Source organism: Herbaspirillum sp. GCM10030257 (assembly GCF_042666555.1).
GTDB lineage: Bacteria > Pseudomonadota > Gammaproteobacteria > Burkholderiales > Burkholderiaceae_D > Noviherbaspirillum.
In genome coordinates this window covers 38,515-52,939 of sequence record NZ_JBHTDH010000017.1, presented here as the reverse complement: position 1 = coordinate 52,939, position 14,425 = coordinate 38,515, and the positions used below count along the sequence as shown (strand labels likewise).

13 protein-coding genes are annotated in these 14,425 nt (G+C 54.7%); 2 read left to right on the top strand and 11 right to left on the bottom strand.

Annotated features, from left to right (window positions below; translation table 11 throughout):
• Positions 1-27: 27 nt before the first annotated feature.
• The 10 genes from ACFQUU_RS21295 to ACFQUU_RS21250 form a co-directional block, all read right to left on the bottom strand.
• Positions 28-1,146, bottom strand: a complete 1,119-nt coding sequence (locus tag ACFQUU_RS21295) for an NAD(P)/FAD-dependent oxidoreductase (RefSeq protein ID WP_382250129.1) — start codon at positions 1,144-1,146, stop codon at positions 28-30.
• A 112-nt stretch (positions 1,147-1,258) separates the two neighbouring features.
• Positions 1,259-1,618, bottom strand: a complete 360-nt coding sequence (locus ACFQUU_RS21290; protein WP_382250128.1) for a RidA family protein — start codon at positions 1,616-1,618, stop codon at positions 1,259-1,261.
• Between the two features lie 117 nt (positions 1,619-1,735).
• Positions 1,736-2,764 carry an ABC transporter substrate-binding protein gene (locus ACFQUU_RS21285; protein WP_382250127.1) on the bottom strand — a complete coding sequence of 343 codons (1,029 nt, stop codon included), beginning with the start codon at positions 2,762-2,764 and terminating at the stop codon, positions 1,736-1,738.
• A gap of 109 nt (positions 2,765-2,873) precedes the next feature.
• Positions 2,874-3,227: a RidA family protein gene (locus tag ACFQUU_RS21280; RefSeq protein WP_382250126.1), complete on the bottom strand. Its 354-nt coding sequence runs from the start codon at positions 3,225-3,227 to the stop codon at positions 2,874-2,876.
• Positions 3,228-3,313: 86 nt separating this feature from the next.
• On the bottom strand, positions 3,314-4,690 hold the full coding sequence (locus ACFQUU_RS21275; RefSeq protein ID WP_382250125.1) for an FAD-dependent oxidoreductase: 1,377 nt from the start codon (positions 4,688-4,690) through the stop codon (positions 3,314-3,316).
• Positions 4,680-5,018: a (2Fe-2S)-binding protein gene (locus ACFQUU_RS21270; RefSeq protein WP_382250124.1), complete on the bottom strand. Its 339-nt coding sequence runs from the start codon at positions 5,016-5,018 to the stop codon at positions 4,680-4,682. The genes ACFQUU_RS21275 and ACFQUU_RS21270 overlap by 11 nt, the downstream gene beginning before the upstream one ends.
• Positions 5,008-6,135, bottom strand: a complete 1,128-nt coding sequence (locus ACFQUU_RS21265; protein ID WP_382250123.1) for an NAD(P)/FAD-dependent oxidoreductase — start codon at positions 6,133-6,135, stop codon at positions 5,008-5,010. The genes ACFQUU_RS21270 and ACFQUU_RS21265 overlap by 11 nt, the downstream gene beginning before the upstream one ends.
• Positions 6,136-6,144: 9 nt before the next feature.
• Positions 6,145-6,939, bottom strand: coding sequence for an ABC transporter permease (locus ACFQUU_RS21260; RefSeq protein WP_382250122.1), 795 nt, complete (start codon positions 6,937-6,939; stop codon positions 6,145-6,147).
• A gap of 9 nt (positions 6,940-6,948) precedes the next feature.
• Positions 6,949-7,824, bottom strand: coding sequence for an ABC transporter permease (locus ACFQUU_RS21255; protein ID WP_382250121.1), 876 nt, complete (start codon positions 7,822-7,824; stop codon positions 6,949-6,951).
• Positions 7,817-8,887 (bottom strand): ABC transporter ATP-binding protein, encoded by a 1,071-nt coding sequence (locus ACFQUU_RS21250; RefSeq protein ID WP_382250120.1) that lies wholly within the window; start codon positions 8,885-8,887, stop codon positions 7,817-7,819. The genes ACFQUU_RS21255 and ACFQUU_RS21250 overlap by 8 nt, the downstream gene beginning before the upstream one ends.
• Before the next feature lie 222 nt (positions 8,888-9,109).
• Here ACFQUU_RS21250 and ACFQUU_RS21245 point away from each other — a divergent pair, with 222 nt between their 5' ends.
• Together ACFQUU_RS21245 and ACFQUU_RS21240 are read left to right on the top strand one after the other, a co-directional pair.
• A complete protein-coding gene (locus ACFQUU_RS21245; RefSeq protein ID WP_382250119.1) occupies positions 9,110-10,045 on the top strand; it encodes a LysR substrate-binding domain-containing protein in 936 nt (311 codons plus the stop codon).
• 712 nt (positions 10,046-10,757) lie between these two features.
• Entirely contained in the window at positions 10,758-11,708 is a 951-nt protein-coding gene (locus ACFQUU_RS21240; RefSeq protein WP_382250167.1) for a Bug family tripartite tricarboxylate transporter substrate binding protein, read from the top strand.
• 111 nt (positions 11,709-11,819) lie between these two features.
• Here ACFQUU_RS21240 and ACFQUU_RS21235 read toward each other — a convergent pair whose 3' ends face one another.
• Positions 11,820-14,390 carry an EAL domain-containing protein gene (locus ACFQUU_RS21235; RefSeq protein ID WP_382250118.1) on the bottom strand — a complete coding sequence of 857 codons (2,571 nt, stop codon included), beginning with the start codon at positions 14,388-14,390 and terminating at the stop codon, positions 11,820-11,822.
• Between the last annotated feature and the right edge of the window lie 35 nt (positions 14,391-14,425).

The window sequence follows — 14,425 nt, the reverse complement described above, 5'->3', positions numbered from 1 at the left end:
CGATATTGAGAGGGAGCGGCTCCCCAATTAATTCCTAAACCTATTAACCGCAAACTTTTCTAACGACAGAGTCGGTTGTCCATCAAGGATTAATTCCGCCATCAGCTGGCCGACAATAGGGCCAAGTTGAAATCCGCTACCGGAAAAACCAAAAGCATGAAATAGCCCCGGCGCAACGGAACTCGGTCCGATGACTGGAAGCTCATCGGGCGTAAATGCTTCAATGCCGGACCAGGCGCGATTCATTGATACGCCTTGAAGAAACGGAAACAACTCTGTAACAATGCGGGCACTGTTGGCAAGCCGCCTTATATCCAGGTCAGCATGCTTCGCATCGACATCAACGGATTCACAACGCAAGGCTCCACCAATCAGCACCGTACCGTTGCTAAACTGCTTGAACGACAGTGAACGCGCTGTCGCTCCAAGGACCGGCCTGATGAATGGTTGGATGCGCTCGGTGATCATTAGCATGAGGCCGGTCGGGACGACAGGCACCTGCTCACCCATTAGTCGGGCCAACTGGCCTGCCCACGCACCAGATGCGTTAATGACATTGGTTGCATAGTAGGTTTCACGTGGGGTCGTAACTTGCCAGCTGTCGCCGACACGCTTGATTGACACTGCAGGGCTGTTTTCATGGACATGAACACCGAGTTGCTGCGCCGCTCGGCGAAACGCCGTCACCGCCCGATAAGGAATGGCGTATCCGTCTCGTTCTACCCATATGCCGCCACGGACATTTGGCGTTATTGATGGCACCAATGCGCGCACCGTGTCATGGTCAACCAAGACCTCGTGTGTCCATCCATGCTGCCTCAATAAGGCTGTGCGTTCCGTAAGAATAGCGATGTCTTCGTCCGACTCAGCCACCTTCAGTTGGCCATCGGCTAGGAAGCCCACATCGTCTCCGACCAGGTCCGGTAGTTCATGCCATAGCTCGCGCGACGCTAAAGCAAGAGGAATCTCGGCAAGTGGACGTCCCAATGTGCGTACCCCTCCTGCATTTACTCCAGACGCATGGCGACCGCAATAGTCGCTTTCAAGCAGAATCACTTCTGCGTTTTTTCTCGCAAGATGAAAAGCACTTGAGCAACCGTGCAGGCCGCCGCCGATGACAATTACATCTGCATGTACGCCGCGCATAATTGTTACAGCTCCTGCAAAGTTATCTAGGGTAGAAATGCGGATGTTTGGCAGATGACTCTGGACTTGTCGATTCGGACCGTTAAGGCGCGGGGACCGTCGAACGAAAACTTTATCCTCTTAGTGCTGCTGTCACGACGACCTCGATCAGCAGATTGGGCGTTGCGAGCTCTGCCTGCACGGTGGCGCGCGGCGGTGTATTGCCGGCAGGCACCCACGCGTCCCACACCTCGTTCATCGCCCTAATATCGCCAATGTCCTTCAGGAAGATCTGGCACTGCAGGATCGCTGTTTTATCGGTCCCTGCCTTTGCAAGAAGGCGATCAATATGGCTGAGCACTTCTACGGTCTGCTGCGTAATATTTGCATCCGGATTTTGTTCGGCGATCTGGCCTGCCAGATAAACAACGCCGTTGTGCACCGCCATTTCCGACAGCCGTGGGCCGACGTCATATCGAGTGAAACTGTTCATTCATTCTCCAGTAATTGGCATGGCTTCCCGCGGTTTCGACGGTATCCGCTTGGGTGGACCGCTGATGCAGCGCATGTGGTCCCGCGCTTTGTGCTGCATCAGCCACGTGCATGCTGGTTACCGTTCGATGGTGCGATTCCAACGGTTGGTCCATTCAGCACGCTTCTCGTTCGCAGTCGTCCAGTCAATCGGCAACAGCTTGCCAATTTGCTCAGGACCATATGGCACCTTCGCGGCGACCGCAGGTTCCAGTTTGGTATTGCGGTTGGTCGGTCCCCACCCTTCACTTGCGGCCATCAATGCCTGCACCTCAGGTGTCAGCATGTACTGAAGGAAAGCTTGCGCAAGTTCAGGCACATCACTGTTGACCACGGGGCATGCGCCAACACCTAGCGCAAGTGCACCTTCCTTCGGGTAGACGAGTTCCGCGGGAAAACCGGTTGCCTTCAGCGAGGACACGCGACCGCTGCCCCATACGCCAAGGATCACAGAGCCATTCTGAAACAGCTCTGCCATCTTGCCTGGCGACGGTTCCCACACGAGCACGTTTGGACCTACTTCCTTTTGCAGAGCGGTAAACCCTGGATCGATATTCTTTTCAGAGCCCTTGCGTAACTTGGCAAACATCACCAGAGTTTGCAGGCCATATCCATTCGAGATCGGTGGGATGGCTATCTTCTGTTTGAATTTCGGGTTCGTGAGATCTTCCCATGACGTTGGTGCCGGCAGACCCGCCTTCTTGAACGCTTCAGTGTTGTACACGAGGCCGGTCGCTACCATACCGATACCAATGGATTTGTCATTGTATTTAGCGATATCGTAGACATCCTTGTAGATCGGCGCATCGGCGAGTTTGTCGCAGAATCCAAACTGCGCAGCCTGGAACGTTGGTCCGTCATCCATGATAACCACGTCAAGCTCTTGCCTGCCCTTTTGCGCCTGAAGCTTGGCGAGGGTGTCCGTTGAATTGCCGGCCACGTAGACAACCTTTGCCTTATGCTTGGCTTCAAACGGCGGGATCACCTTCTCCTTCATCGTCTTTTCATTTGAGCCACCAAAGGAACCAAGATAGAGCGTGGGTTCGGCAAAAACAGTCGATACGGCACTTGCCATCAGGCTTGCACACATTAGTGTGGTGAGTTTCATGTTTACCTCTCGTGGAAAACAGTCGGATACGGTTAATCGGTGTTATCGCTTCAGGTGCCGGCAGACTGCAGCAGCAATCTCCGGCGACATGGGAAAGATTGCTGGCGTATTACGCGGCGGCGGTCACAATGATCTCGACCAGCAGGTTCGACCGCGCCAGTTTCGATTGGCCGGTGGCTCGCGTTGGCGCCGCGCCTTCTGGCGCCCAGGCATCCCAAATCTCGTTCATGCCAGCAAAATCGGCCTCGATATCCTTTAGCCAGATTTGTGCCGATAACATGCGGGTCTTATCCGTGCCTGCTTTGGCAAGATAATCTTCGATTTTTTTCAGTACCTGTCGGGTCTGACCTTGAATATCCTGGGACGCATCATCGGCTGTCAGTCCTCCGATAAAGACCATGCCGTTATACGAGACGACGCGGCTCATCCTCTGGTTAGTTTCAATACGGTCTATTTGATTCATCACTTCTCCTCTGGCGTTGCAATGTTCCGGGATAGATTTCCCGGTGGTGGTCAATGTTGTTGCGCACGTCGGCGAATGCCGGTGCATTACTTACCGGCGAGTTCGCCAAGCGTAAGCGGTTTGATAGGTGGACGGATCCGGTAGTAACCTACTTCAGCGGGTGGCATGGCGAGTTTGTCGGCAATGACTTCAGTTACGGTGATGCCACACAAACGCCCCTGGCATGGACCCATGCCGCACCGACCAAATGCCTTGGTCTGATTTGGGCCGACACATCCCAGATCCACATAGTTGCGAATCGCCCCTGCCGTTACTTCTTCGCAGCGGCACACGATCACGTCATCGGACGGGATTCTGTTTTGCTGTTTCGGCCGGTACAGCGCATCAAGGAACGGTCTGATATGCAGATGGCTGCGAAGCGCGCTGCGCAGGTCCGTTGCCTGGCGATCCCTTTCGTCAGCGTTTATCTTTCCCGCCTGATGCGCAACCGCGAGTCCTGTCAGCTGGCCCTGGAGCGCGGCAACGACCGCGCCGCCAATCCCGCGCCCATCTCCGGCCACATAGATTCCCGGTATATCGAGTTGGCCCCAATCATCTACACTAGGCGTCCAGCACAGTTGCGCTTGGTCCCAGGTATGCTTGGCGCGCAGTGACCAGGTGAACTGCGTATTCGGAATGACCCCCTGGTGGAGCAGCACCAAATCGGTTTTGATCTGGTGGGTTTTCCCGTTAATATCAAAACGCAACGCCTCGGCTGATGCCGTGCCGGTCACGGCAAGCTTACTTGCTCCCGTATAAAAAGGCACACCACTGGCCTTTAGCGTACGCATCAGCGTCAGGCCTTTTTTCAAGTACCGCCATCCGGCCAGGGCACCGCCGAGATGCCGTGCCGCACGTCGGTAATCCCCCGAATCTGTCGTATCAACAACGGCGCGGATCGGAATGCCGGCACGCACGTATTGCCAACCCAACAGGTACAACAGGGGACCGCAACCAGCCAGTACGACGGGCTTGGCAGGCGCAACATCTGCGCTCTTGAGCAGGATCTGCGCGGCGCCCGCGGTAAGCACGCCAGGTAACGTCCAACCGGGGATCGGAAACGGACGTTCCATGGCACCTGTACACAGGATGACCTGCCGGGCTTGCAGTGAGTGAGAGACGCCGCGATACAGGTAATTGACTTCGTGCTCGCGCGTTACCTGCCAAACTGATGCGCCGGCAATGCAGCGTGCGCCAGATTGAATGAAGCGCTCGGCAAGTTCCTGTCCCGCCGCATAGTCGGGCCCCAGCACTTCCAGCCGTTTTGGCGTTGTCTGGGTGATGCCGCGGTAGATCTGCCCTCCGGCTGCATCCTGTTCGTCCAGTACTACTACCGATAGTCCACGGGAGGCGAGTACGATTGCGGCAGACATACCGGATGGTCCGGCTCCGATAATGGCAACATCAATGGTCTCATGCGTCATGTGCCGTCTCCAGGTCGACGATCGTCCATTCACGTGCTCCCTCCTGGGTACGTATCTTCATGCCTGCCTTTACTTGCACCAGGCAAGTCTGACGACTGGCGATTCCATCGATTTCCATTAAACATTCAAAGCAAACACCCATCATGCAATAGGGTGCGCGCGGCGCGCCGCTAACCGGTGTGGAACGGAATCTCGATATACCTGCGGCCAGCAATGCGGCCGCCACCGTGCAATTGCTCTTCACACGGAGCGGTTGTCCATTGAATTCAATGAGTACGGTCTGGTCGCCATCAGCGGCCAAAGGGCGAAAAAGCTGCTTAATGGGCATGGGAAAAATTCCGATCAGGGTTAAGGAAGCGGTCGCCCGCGAAGACGTCGATCTCGTCCGGGGCGGCACCGCCGGCAATCCAGGGAGCGACCCGGAAAGCATGCGCCGCCGCCAGGGTAACTCCGCTATGGCAAGTCGTGACAAATGCTCCGGGACAGGTGCGTGACTGCTGGTAAATAGGAAATCCATCCGGAGTCATGACGCGCAGGGCACCCCACGCACGCACCAGGTTGACCTTGCCGAGCACTGGAAAGCTGGCGACGGCGCGCCGTGCGATAGCCGCTATGACATCGGTCGTCGTGGTGTCGTCAAAGCCCACTTCTTCCATGGAGTCGCCCAACTGAATGGTGCCTTCGTCCGTCTGCCTCACGTTAATGGTGGGATAGTCGAGGAAATGCCGGATCCGCTCGCTAATGAGCACTTGTCCGCGATTCGGCTGTACCGGAGCATGCAATCCGACCATCGGCGCAAGACGGTTATTTCCCAGGCCGGCTGCGAGAACGACTTTAGGTGCCTGAAACGTACCGTTCTTACCATTCACGGTGAACAAGCCGTCATCAAACCGTATGTTTTCTACAGATTGGCGGGTATGCACGTTGACGTCCTGATGACGACAACCGGCATGCAGCGCCCGGAAAAGCTTGAGCGGATTCACATGCCCATCCATAGGGGTATAACTCGCGCCGGCTACCTCCGGCCCGATTTCCGGAAGATGCTTCTTGAGCGAGGCATGGTCGAGCATCTCAAACGGATAATCGCCACCGAGCGCATCGCGTATGCTTTCCATGCGCTTGCCCCGGTCCTGAAACTCTTCCTCCGAAAGGCAAAACGCAAAGCCGCCAGGCTGCTGTAGCTGTACGTCTATACCAGTCTCGCTCAGTAATTTCTGTGCAAGTGTCGGCCACATCGCCGCTGACTGCCGCGTCCAGCGGGCATAAGGCGTGAAACCATAGCCTTTTCCCTGTACCCAGACCAGGCCGAAATTGCCTCGCGAAGCACGAAAGCCGTCGTCACCCTCATCTAAGACCCGCACCTTGGCGCCGCTACTGGCTAGTCCATAGGCGACGGCGGTGCCAACAAGGCCGCCACCGATCACAATGATGTCGCTTGAATACATGTGAGTTGTTTAACCTTTACCTATCAGTACGCGATCGAGGCCGACGATGCGGTCTAGTACAACCATGACCACCAGCGTGCCGATGATGAGCACCGTGGATACGGACGCGACCAATGGGTCAATGCTCTGGGCGATCTGGTTGTACATGGCAACGGGCAGGGTGGTAGTACCGGGGGTCGCCACGAATAAGGTCATGGTCAATTCGTCGAAGCTTTGAATGAAGGCAAGCAGCCATCCACCGGTTACCCCCGGCAAGATCAACGGGAGGACAACGCGACGGAATGCCGTGAAGCGACTGGCTCCCAGTGATAGGGCCGCACGTTCAGCATCACGATCCAGGCCAGTCGCAGCCGACAAGGTAAGACGCAATGCGTAAGGCAAGATAACTACTACGTGCGTCATTGCGAGCCAGAAGAAAGATCCTGTCACCCCCGCGGTGGTGAAAAACCGCAGAAAGGCGACCCCAAGTACAACATGCGGGATCATCAGCGGAGACAGAAAGAAGCCCATTAATGCACCTCGGCCGGGAAATTGGTAGCGCGTCAGAGCCAGTGCTCCCGGCACCGCCAGCATCACTGCGACGGTAGCCGACGCGAGTCCGAGCCATAGCGATACCCATAACGCATTCATGATGTCTCCGGCACCCAGGATGGCGCGGAACCATCGCAGCGACAGGCCGTCGGTCGGCAAGGATATATAACCTTTATCAGTGAACGACACGGCCACCACAACCACGAGCGGCGCCACGATGAACAAGATGAAGAGGCTGTGGTAAAGCAACGAGAAGAATCCATTTTTGCGCATAACTGATCCTTATCCTTCAAAGACTTGACGGAAGCGCCGCTCGACGAGGCGGTTACATCCGAGAATGATGACGACATTGGCGATCAACAACAGGATTGCAATCGACGCACCGAGTGGCCAGTTCAATGTGCTCAGGAATTCATCGTAGGCTGCTGTGGCCACGACCTTGAGCCGTCGTCCTCCAATGATTGCCGGTGAGGCGAAAGCCGACGCAGCGAGAGCAAATACGATAATCGCGCCAGACAGAATGCCCGGTAGAATCTGAGGCAGGATGACGCGCCTGAAAACGGTCAGTGGCGACGCGCCAAGTGACAAACCTGCGTTTTCTACCTGAGGATCAAGCTTTTGCAAGGCAGCCCATACGGACACCACCATAAAGGGGATCAACACATGCGTCAGCGCAATTGCTACGCCGGTCATCGTAAATAAAAGCTTAATCGGTTCATCCACAATGCCAAACGCGGCTAGCGCGTTATTGATGAGGCCATTGTTTCCTAACAGGATGGCCCAGCCAAGCGTGCGGACCACAACGGAGATAAGCAGCGGCCCCAAAATGACGACAAGGAAGAGGGAACGCCAAGGGCTCTTCATGCGGGCAAGAATAATTGTTTCCGGCACCCCAAAGAGGATGGAGAGCGCTGTCACTGCTAACGCCAGCCCAGCGGTGCGAAGGAATATCTCGTGGTAGTAACCATCTGAGAACACTTCCAGATAATTCTTCCACGTATGGGTTTCGAGTACACCTTTGGCGCTATCAAACGTATTAAATGACAGCATGGCAGTTAGTGCCAGGGGAACGAGCAGCAAGCCGACAAATAACAACAGGGCCGGCGATGCCAGCAACCATGGTGTCGCTCCGGCAGGCGTGTCGACAGTACTAGCCATGGCTCGCCTCCGCGGTCAACACACGCAGATCCTTGTCGGACCAGGCCACGCCCACGGTTTCCCCTTCTTGTGGCGGGGCGACACCGGTGTTTGGCAAGCTGATGCGTAGGGAGCCGAGTACGCTCTCGACTTCAAGCATCCAGTGGCTGCCCAAAAAGACGCGCGTCGTCACTTTTCCGTTAATTTTGCTGGCTTCACCTTGCGTCGCGATACGAATCTTTTCCGGCCGGACATAGACGTTTACTTGAGAACCGATATCGCGCCCCTCGTGCGGAACAAGCACCGTCATATCGGCTATGCGTATTTCGCAGCAGTCGGAACGTGTATTGATCACTTGCCCGTTAACGGCATTAATTTTGCCGAGGAAGCTTGAAGCAAACGGAGACTCGGGTCGCTCGTAGGCGTCGAGCGGTGAGCCAACCTGCACGATACGTCCACCATGCATGACCGCGATCCGGTCACTCATGGTCAGCGCTTCAACCTGATCATGGGTAACAAGTATCGTGGTAATGCCAAGGTGGCGCTGTATAGCGCGTAATTCGATATGCATTTCCTCGCGCAGCTTGGCGTCAAGATTGGACATCGGTTCGTCAAGCAGTAGCACTTGCGGCCTGATAGCAATGGCGCGGGCTAATGCCACGCGTTGCCGCTGACCGCCGGACAGTTCCCGCGGATAGCGCTTATCCAATCCGTTTAAGTGCACCAGTTCCAGTGTTTCAGCAATCCGCTTCTGGCGTTCAGGCCGTGCCATGCCACGCATTTCGAGGCCAAAACTGACGTTGTCTGCAACCGTCATGTGCGGGAACAGCGCGTAGCTCTGGAACACAACGCCCATACCACGCTTCTCTGGCCGAAGTTTGGTCACGTCCTGGCCGTCCACAACAATGCGGCCATGGGTTGGATCCACAAAGCCGGCAATCATCTGCAAGGTCGTTGTCTTGCCGCACCCCGACGGGCCTAGGAGAGAAATGAATTCGCCACGATCAATATCGAGGCTCAAACCCTTTACGGCGACATAGTCGCCGTACGTTTTTGAAAGGCCGTCCAGTTTCAAAAATGTCATCGCACCGTCCTGATTGAAAGATTGTCTCGGCATTTTGGACTGACGATCGCTTCTGATCGTCCTGCTTGAATGCTCTGTATAGGGGCTTGCTAGTACTTCAATACGTAGAAAACGCTTTATTTCGGCAGATTGATTTGCTGAATCAAAGATTATTCGCTAAGCAAGAATTAGCAAAATCACTTTTTTTCTGCGTGGTATAACATTTGGTTATAGAATTTCAATATGAAGATCCGTCAACTTGAAGCCTTTCGCGCCTTAGTTCTTTGCCAGACAGTAACAAGGGCCGCACAAATGCTGTTTATCTCTCAGCCCGCCGTCACGCGCTTGATAGCGGACCTTGAAGAAGATGTGGGATTTGCATTGTTTGAGCGTAACCGTGGCCGCTTGTACCCGACGGCGGAAGGCCTTACGCTGTTTGATGAAGTAGAGCGATCCTTGATTGGTGTAGAACGCATCGCGAGGACGGCACAGGAGATTAAGGCTGCACGTGTTGGCATGCTGCAGATTGCTGCGGCACCTGCGCTTTCCTTGTCGTTTTTGCCGACGGCGATCGCTGCTTTTCTTAAGACACACCAAGAAGTAAATATTTCCCTGACCAGCAACACATCGCGCGCGGTTGTCGACATGGTCATGAAACAACGATGCAATGTTGGTTTCGTGATCCTGCCAATGAGCTACCCGAGCATGCTTGGTGAACCCCTGATAGCCGCAGATATGGTCTGCATACTGCCACCAGGCCATCCGCTGTCGGACAAACATGAGATCACGCCGGAAGATCTCGCAGGTGAGAGATTTATTTCCAATCCACGCGATTTGCACTCTCGCCTAGAAGTCGATGCGTTATTCGCATCGTTCGGTATTGAACGTAAGCTGCAAATCGAAACGCAGATTAATGCGGGTATTTGCGCGTTTGTTCAGGCCGGGTTGGGCGTGGCGCTTATTGACTCCATTACTGCACTTGACTATATGTCGGGTGGGTTAATCATAAAGCGTTTTACACCAACTCTTCGAAACGAGTTTCAGGTATTGTTCCCGTCCGAAAGGCCACCTTCAATTCTGGTTCGGGCTTTTGTGAACCATGTACGCGAGTTTGTGAAAAGCGAACTGACAAAATTAGATGCGCTGATCGGGTGCGACCCTGCATCGCTCCCGGCATAAAGAAAGTCGTCCTCCGGCCAAGTAAGGAATGAAGGATTCGGGGTGCCATGGCTAATTGCATCCGATCATCCGATCGACTCAGGAAACTACGTACGCGGCGCGAACGGATCAGCGCGAAAATGCGCCTTAAGGTGAATGCGTTCCTGCGGTGCTCACCTTTCACACAGGAAGACTTGCCAGCGATGACGCGTACAGGGGGAATTCCGTAATCTGAATATTACCCCCGCGTTCACCGAACGCCTTATGGCGAGCGATGGCAGGGTGGCGATACTTTTCCGCCAGCTTGCTGTGTCGTCGCAGGGAGGGTTTTCTATAGCAATTCAAGTCGACTGTTTGGGCGAGAGAATCAGGCAGAATATATCGACGATCGCTGCAAGCGCTTACCTGCACGAAGCTTTTCTCGAATCCTTGGTGCGGGATTTAGGTGAAGCGGTTAGTTTCTTCAGTTCAGTATAAAGGCATTGTTCCGACGCTTTGGTCTTGAGGACGGCTACAATGATGCGCCGTAGCGAACGCAGGTATGCCGGCATACGACGTGCTGCCTTCGCGGATTCTGGTAGCATGGTTAGTACTGTCAGTCAGTAGAACTGACGCGTACACAACCGCATAAAGAGGAAAACCGATGTTATTTCTCAGTACAAAGATTCAGAACCCTCGCCATCCGGATGCACCGACGAGGGCAGATAAAGCCCAGCGGAGCTTACGTGTAAGCATGCTTGGTGCCGTGCTGCTTGCAGCGACAGTCTCGGCGTTTGCACAGAACTATCCGGATCGCGTGGTTCGCTTGGTAGTGCCATTCCCCCCAGGTGGACCGACCGATACGGCCGCCAGGATTATTGGGCAAAAGATGGGCGAGGGTCTCAAGCAACAAGTGATTGTGGAAAACCGGCCTGGTGCGTCCGGTATGATCGGGGCCGAAGCAGTGGCCAAAAGTGCGCCGGACGGCTATACCATCATGATGCTGGCGACACCCACACTGTTGGTGCCACACTTGACGGGGCGGAAAAATGCGGACGTGTTCAAGGATTTCACACCGATTGGAAGTGCATATGACTTACCTATCGTGATGGTGGTAAACCCCGACAAACTGCCGGAAGTGACCAGCCTGCAACAGTACGTCGCAAAAGCAAAAGCACAGCCTGGTGCGATGAACTACACCAGTGCTGGCAACGGCAGCTTTGGCCATCTGTCGACCGAACTGCTAAAGAACCTTGGCAAGTTTGACGTCCAGCACATTCCATACAAGGGCAGTGCACCCGCGATCCAGGATTTGCTTGGCGGTCAGGTCTCGATGATGTTCTCCGATATGATCGCTGCCCTCCCGCACATTAAGGCCGGCAAGCTGCGTCCGATTGCAGTAGGGTCTACTCAGCGGGTTAGTTTCACGCCCGAGGTAAAAACGGTAGCCGAACAGGGCTTCCCGGGGTTCGACGCGACCGCATGGGGTGGCTTGCTGGCACCTGCTGGCACACCGAAGGAAATCGTCGACCGCATCAACAAGGAATTGCAAGTAGTGCTGGCGGATAAGGATGTACAGGCGAAGATGCTTGCCGCCGGTACGATCGCTGCTTATCAGCCTCCGCAACAGATGGCGAAGCGTATGCAGGCCGATTACGAACGCTGGGGCAAGGTCATCCGCGATAACGGGATCAAGGGCGATTAAACTGTTCAAAAACGTTGTTTAAAACGGAGCGGTGCCGGAACCTGCCGCTCCATCGCTCCACATCGCGCTGACGCCCCTGCACGGTGCCTGCCACTGGGAGGCGGTTTACCATCAGATTTCATCAGGACAGGTGCGGGAAGCAGCGTGCTCGCGGTACCATGTCGCAAACTTACTTCCAGCAACCGGCTTACAGACATGATATCCCTGTGCCTGATGACATCCATGTCGACGTAGGTACTCCATCGTCGTGTCACACTCAATACCTTCGGCAACTATTTCGAGGTCGAGCGTGCGGCCCAGCGCAATAATGGCTTCGATAATTGCCCGGCTCGCCGTGTCATCCTGGAGCCGATGCACAAAAGATTTGTCGACCTTGATTTTGTCGAGCGGCAAACGGCTTAAGTAGTTCAGGCTCGAATATCCGGTGCCAAAATCATCGAGCGAAATTTTGATGCCTTTGCTACGCAGCCGGTTTAGCATGACGATGGCATGGTCGATGTCTTCCATTACTGCAGTTTCGGTTAGTTCAATCTGGACCCCGTTTGTGGCAATGCTATGATCATGAATCGTCGCTTCCAGATACGTTGCAAAGTCCTTTCTCCGAAACTGCATGGGTGAAACGTTGACTGCAATGGGAATTGCCGGCAAACCTTCCTTGATCCATGCGGCGTGTTGATGGCACGCCCGTGAAAAAACCCATTCGCCCAGGCGCCCGATCAAGCCAGTGATTTCGGCTACCTGAATAAAGCGGTCGGGACCCATGCCGTTGGCGGGCCACCGAAGTAGGGCCTCTACGCTCACCACCTGACCGGTTTCCATATCGACCAACGGTTGATAATACAAAGTGAACTCATCACGCCTGAGGGCATGTTTAATTCCCTCTTCTATTAGGGACTGCATATAGACACGCTCCGCCAGAGACGACGTATAAAGCTGGATGGTGTTACGCCCCATCTGCTTTGCAATGTACATTGCAGCGTCTGCATGGCCGATCAGCATATCAACGTCAACACCGTTGCGAGGGTAGACGCTGACTCCGATGGAGCAGGACAATGACGCTTCCACTGATCCGACATGGTAGGGACGACTGATTGCGTCCATCAGATGCCGTGCCACTTTTTCTCCGGCAGTCGCTTCGCGTTGGTGAGGGACGAGTGCAAGAAACTCGTCTCCTCCCAATCGAAACACGATGTCCTGTCCCCGCATACTCCGTCTTAACCGGCTGGCGACCTGACGCAATACCATATCGCCGACCTCATGGCCGTGGACATCGTTAATCGGTTTAAAGCGATCGAGGTCAATAAACAATACCGACACTTCTTGCTGGGCGCGGTTTGCAGCTGCGAAGGTATGGCGGGCATGCTCGTAGAGTAGGGCACGGTTCGGCAATCCTGTCAGAGGATCGTGCAAGGCCGCCTGCCGGATTTTTTCTTCAGCCTGTCGACGTTCGCTATAGTCATGACAGATGACCATGATTTCTCGTACCGTTTGGCCTCCTTCGGTAATGGGGACGCAAGTGACTCTGAGGTTGCGAAGCCCCGCCTCCGTAGGAAAGTCAAAATTACCGGCTTGCAGTGTGGCTGAACTAAGCGTCGCGGCAAGCAAGGGTTGCCACAAACCCAGAATGGACTTTGCCGGGGCATCCTCGGCGTGTTGGCCGATTAAATCATTCGCACTCTTGCCAATATTGTAGGCAGCCGTCAGGTTGACATACTGGATACGCTGACCAGCATCATAGATCACGACCATGTCAGGGATATGGTCGAACGCCAGTCGCAACCGTTGCTCGCTCACCCGTAAGGCAGTCTCTGCCATCATGCGCTTGGTGATATCCTTGAAGGTCAATACTGCGAGCGGACCTGGTAGCTGCGCATGGTCTACCAAGGTACCAGAAACGCTCGCGACCCATGACCTTCCGGAATTTCGGCGGCTCACAATCATTTCTGCGTTGGAAACTGTTTCGCCTCGTAAGAGCTTGGATACGGGCCAGTCTTCTATCGGGATCGCCTGTCGATCCAGGGTAGTGGCTTCAAACATGTCCGTAAGAGCACTGGATGCTGAACGGATATCGGCTTGAGTTTGGTACTCGAACAAGCGCATTGCAGCCGGGTTGGCTTCCAGAAGCTTGCCCGTATTTGAATACACAAGAACACCTTCATCGAGACTATCGAGCACGGCCTTCAGGCGGGCGCGGATTTTTTCCCCCTGGCTCTGGGCTCGCACACGTGCATCGATGTTCTTGACGATAACGATGAAGTAACTCGGTAATCCATCGGCGTCGCGTACCAGGGAAACACTTAGGTGCGCCCACACCGGATCGCCACTTTTCGTGACATAGCGCTTTTGCACCGCGTATGACGTGTGCTTATCATTAATCACTTCAGTGAGCAGTTGCAGGTCAAGCACAACATCCCCAGGATAGGTCAATTCCTCAAATGTCTTTGTTTGCAGCTCTTCCTTGCTATAGCCGAGCATCCCGCACAGGAAAGGATTAACACGAAACCACCTTCCGTCCAACGTGATATGGGCTATACCGATAGGAGCAAGATCGAACGTCGTTCGATAGATCTGCGTGACTTCGTCGAGGTTGGTCTTTGCGCGGACCAAAGCCATCTCTGTCGCTGCCAAGGCAGTGGACTTATCTTCAAGTGTCTTGTTCAGCTGTGCAATATACTGCTGCATCTCATGGACACTGGTGCTTATCATGAGCGCCTCTT

Excerpts from the sequence above, each read along its gene's own strand:
- ACFQUU_RS21260 (WP_382250122.1), bottom strand. The coding sequence starts at position 6,939 with ATGCGCAAAAATGGATTCTTCTCGTTGCTTTACCACAGCCTCTTCATC.
- ACFQUU_RS21265 (WP_382250123.1), bottom strand. The coding sequence starts at position 6,135 with ATGTATTCAAGCGACATCATTGTGATCGGTGGCGGCCTTGTTGGCACC.
- ACFQUU_RS21285 (WP_382250127.1), bottom strand. The coding sequence starts at position 2,764 with ATGAAACTCACCACACTAATGTGTGCAAGCCTGATGGCAAGTGCCGTA.
- ACFQUU_RS21280 (WP_382250126.1), bottom strand. The coding sequence starts at position 3,227 with ATGAATCAAATAGACCGTATTGAAACTAACCAGAGGATGAGCCGCGTC.
- ACFQUU_RS21290 (WP_382250128.1), bottom strand. The coding sequence starts at position 1,618 with ATGAACAGTTTCACTCGATATGACGTCGGCCCACGGCTGTCGGAAATG.
- ACFQUU_RS21275 (WP_382250125.1), bottom strand. The coding sequence starts at position 4,690 with ATGACGCATGAGACCATTGATGTTGCCATTATCGGAGCCGGACCATCC.
- ACFQUU_RS21235 (WP_382250118.1), bottom strand. The coding sequence starts at position 14,390 with ATGCAGCAGTATATTGCACAGCTGAACAAGACACTTGAAGATAAGTCC.
- ACFQUU_RS21270 (WP_382250124.1), bottom strand. The coding sequence starts at position 5,018 with ATGCCCATTAAGCAGCTTTTTCGCCCTTTGGCCGCTGATGGCGACCAG.
- ACFQUU_RS21255 (WP_382250121.1), bottom strand. The coding sequence starts at position 7,824 with ATGGCTAGTACTGTCGACACGCCTGCCGGAGCGACACCATGGTTGCTG.
- ACFQUU_RS21245 (WP_382250119.1), top strand. The coding sequence starts at position 9,110 with ATGAAGATCCGTCAACTTGAAGCCTTTCGCGCCTTAGTTCTTTGCCAG.
- ACFQUU_RS21295 (WP_382250129.1), bottom strand. The coding sequence starts at position 1,146 with ATGCGCGGCGTACATGCAGATGTAATTGTCATCGGCGGCGGCCTGCAC.
- ACFQUU_RS21250 (WP_382250120.1), bottom strand. The coding sequence starts at position 8,887 with ATGACATTTTTGAAACTGGACGGCCTTTCAAAAACGTACGGCGACTAT.
- ACFQUU_RS21240 (WP_382250167.1), top strand. The coding sequence starts at position 10,758 with ATGCTTGGTGCCGTGCTGCTTGCAGCGACAGTCTCGGCGTTTGCACAG.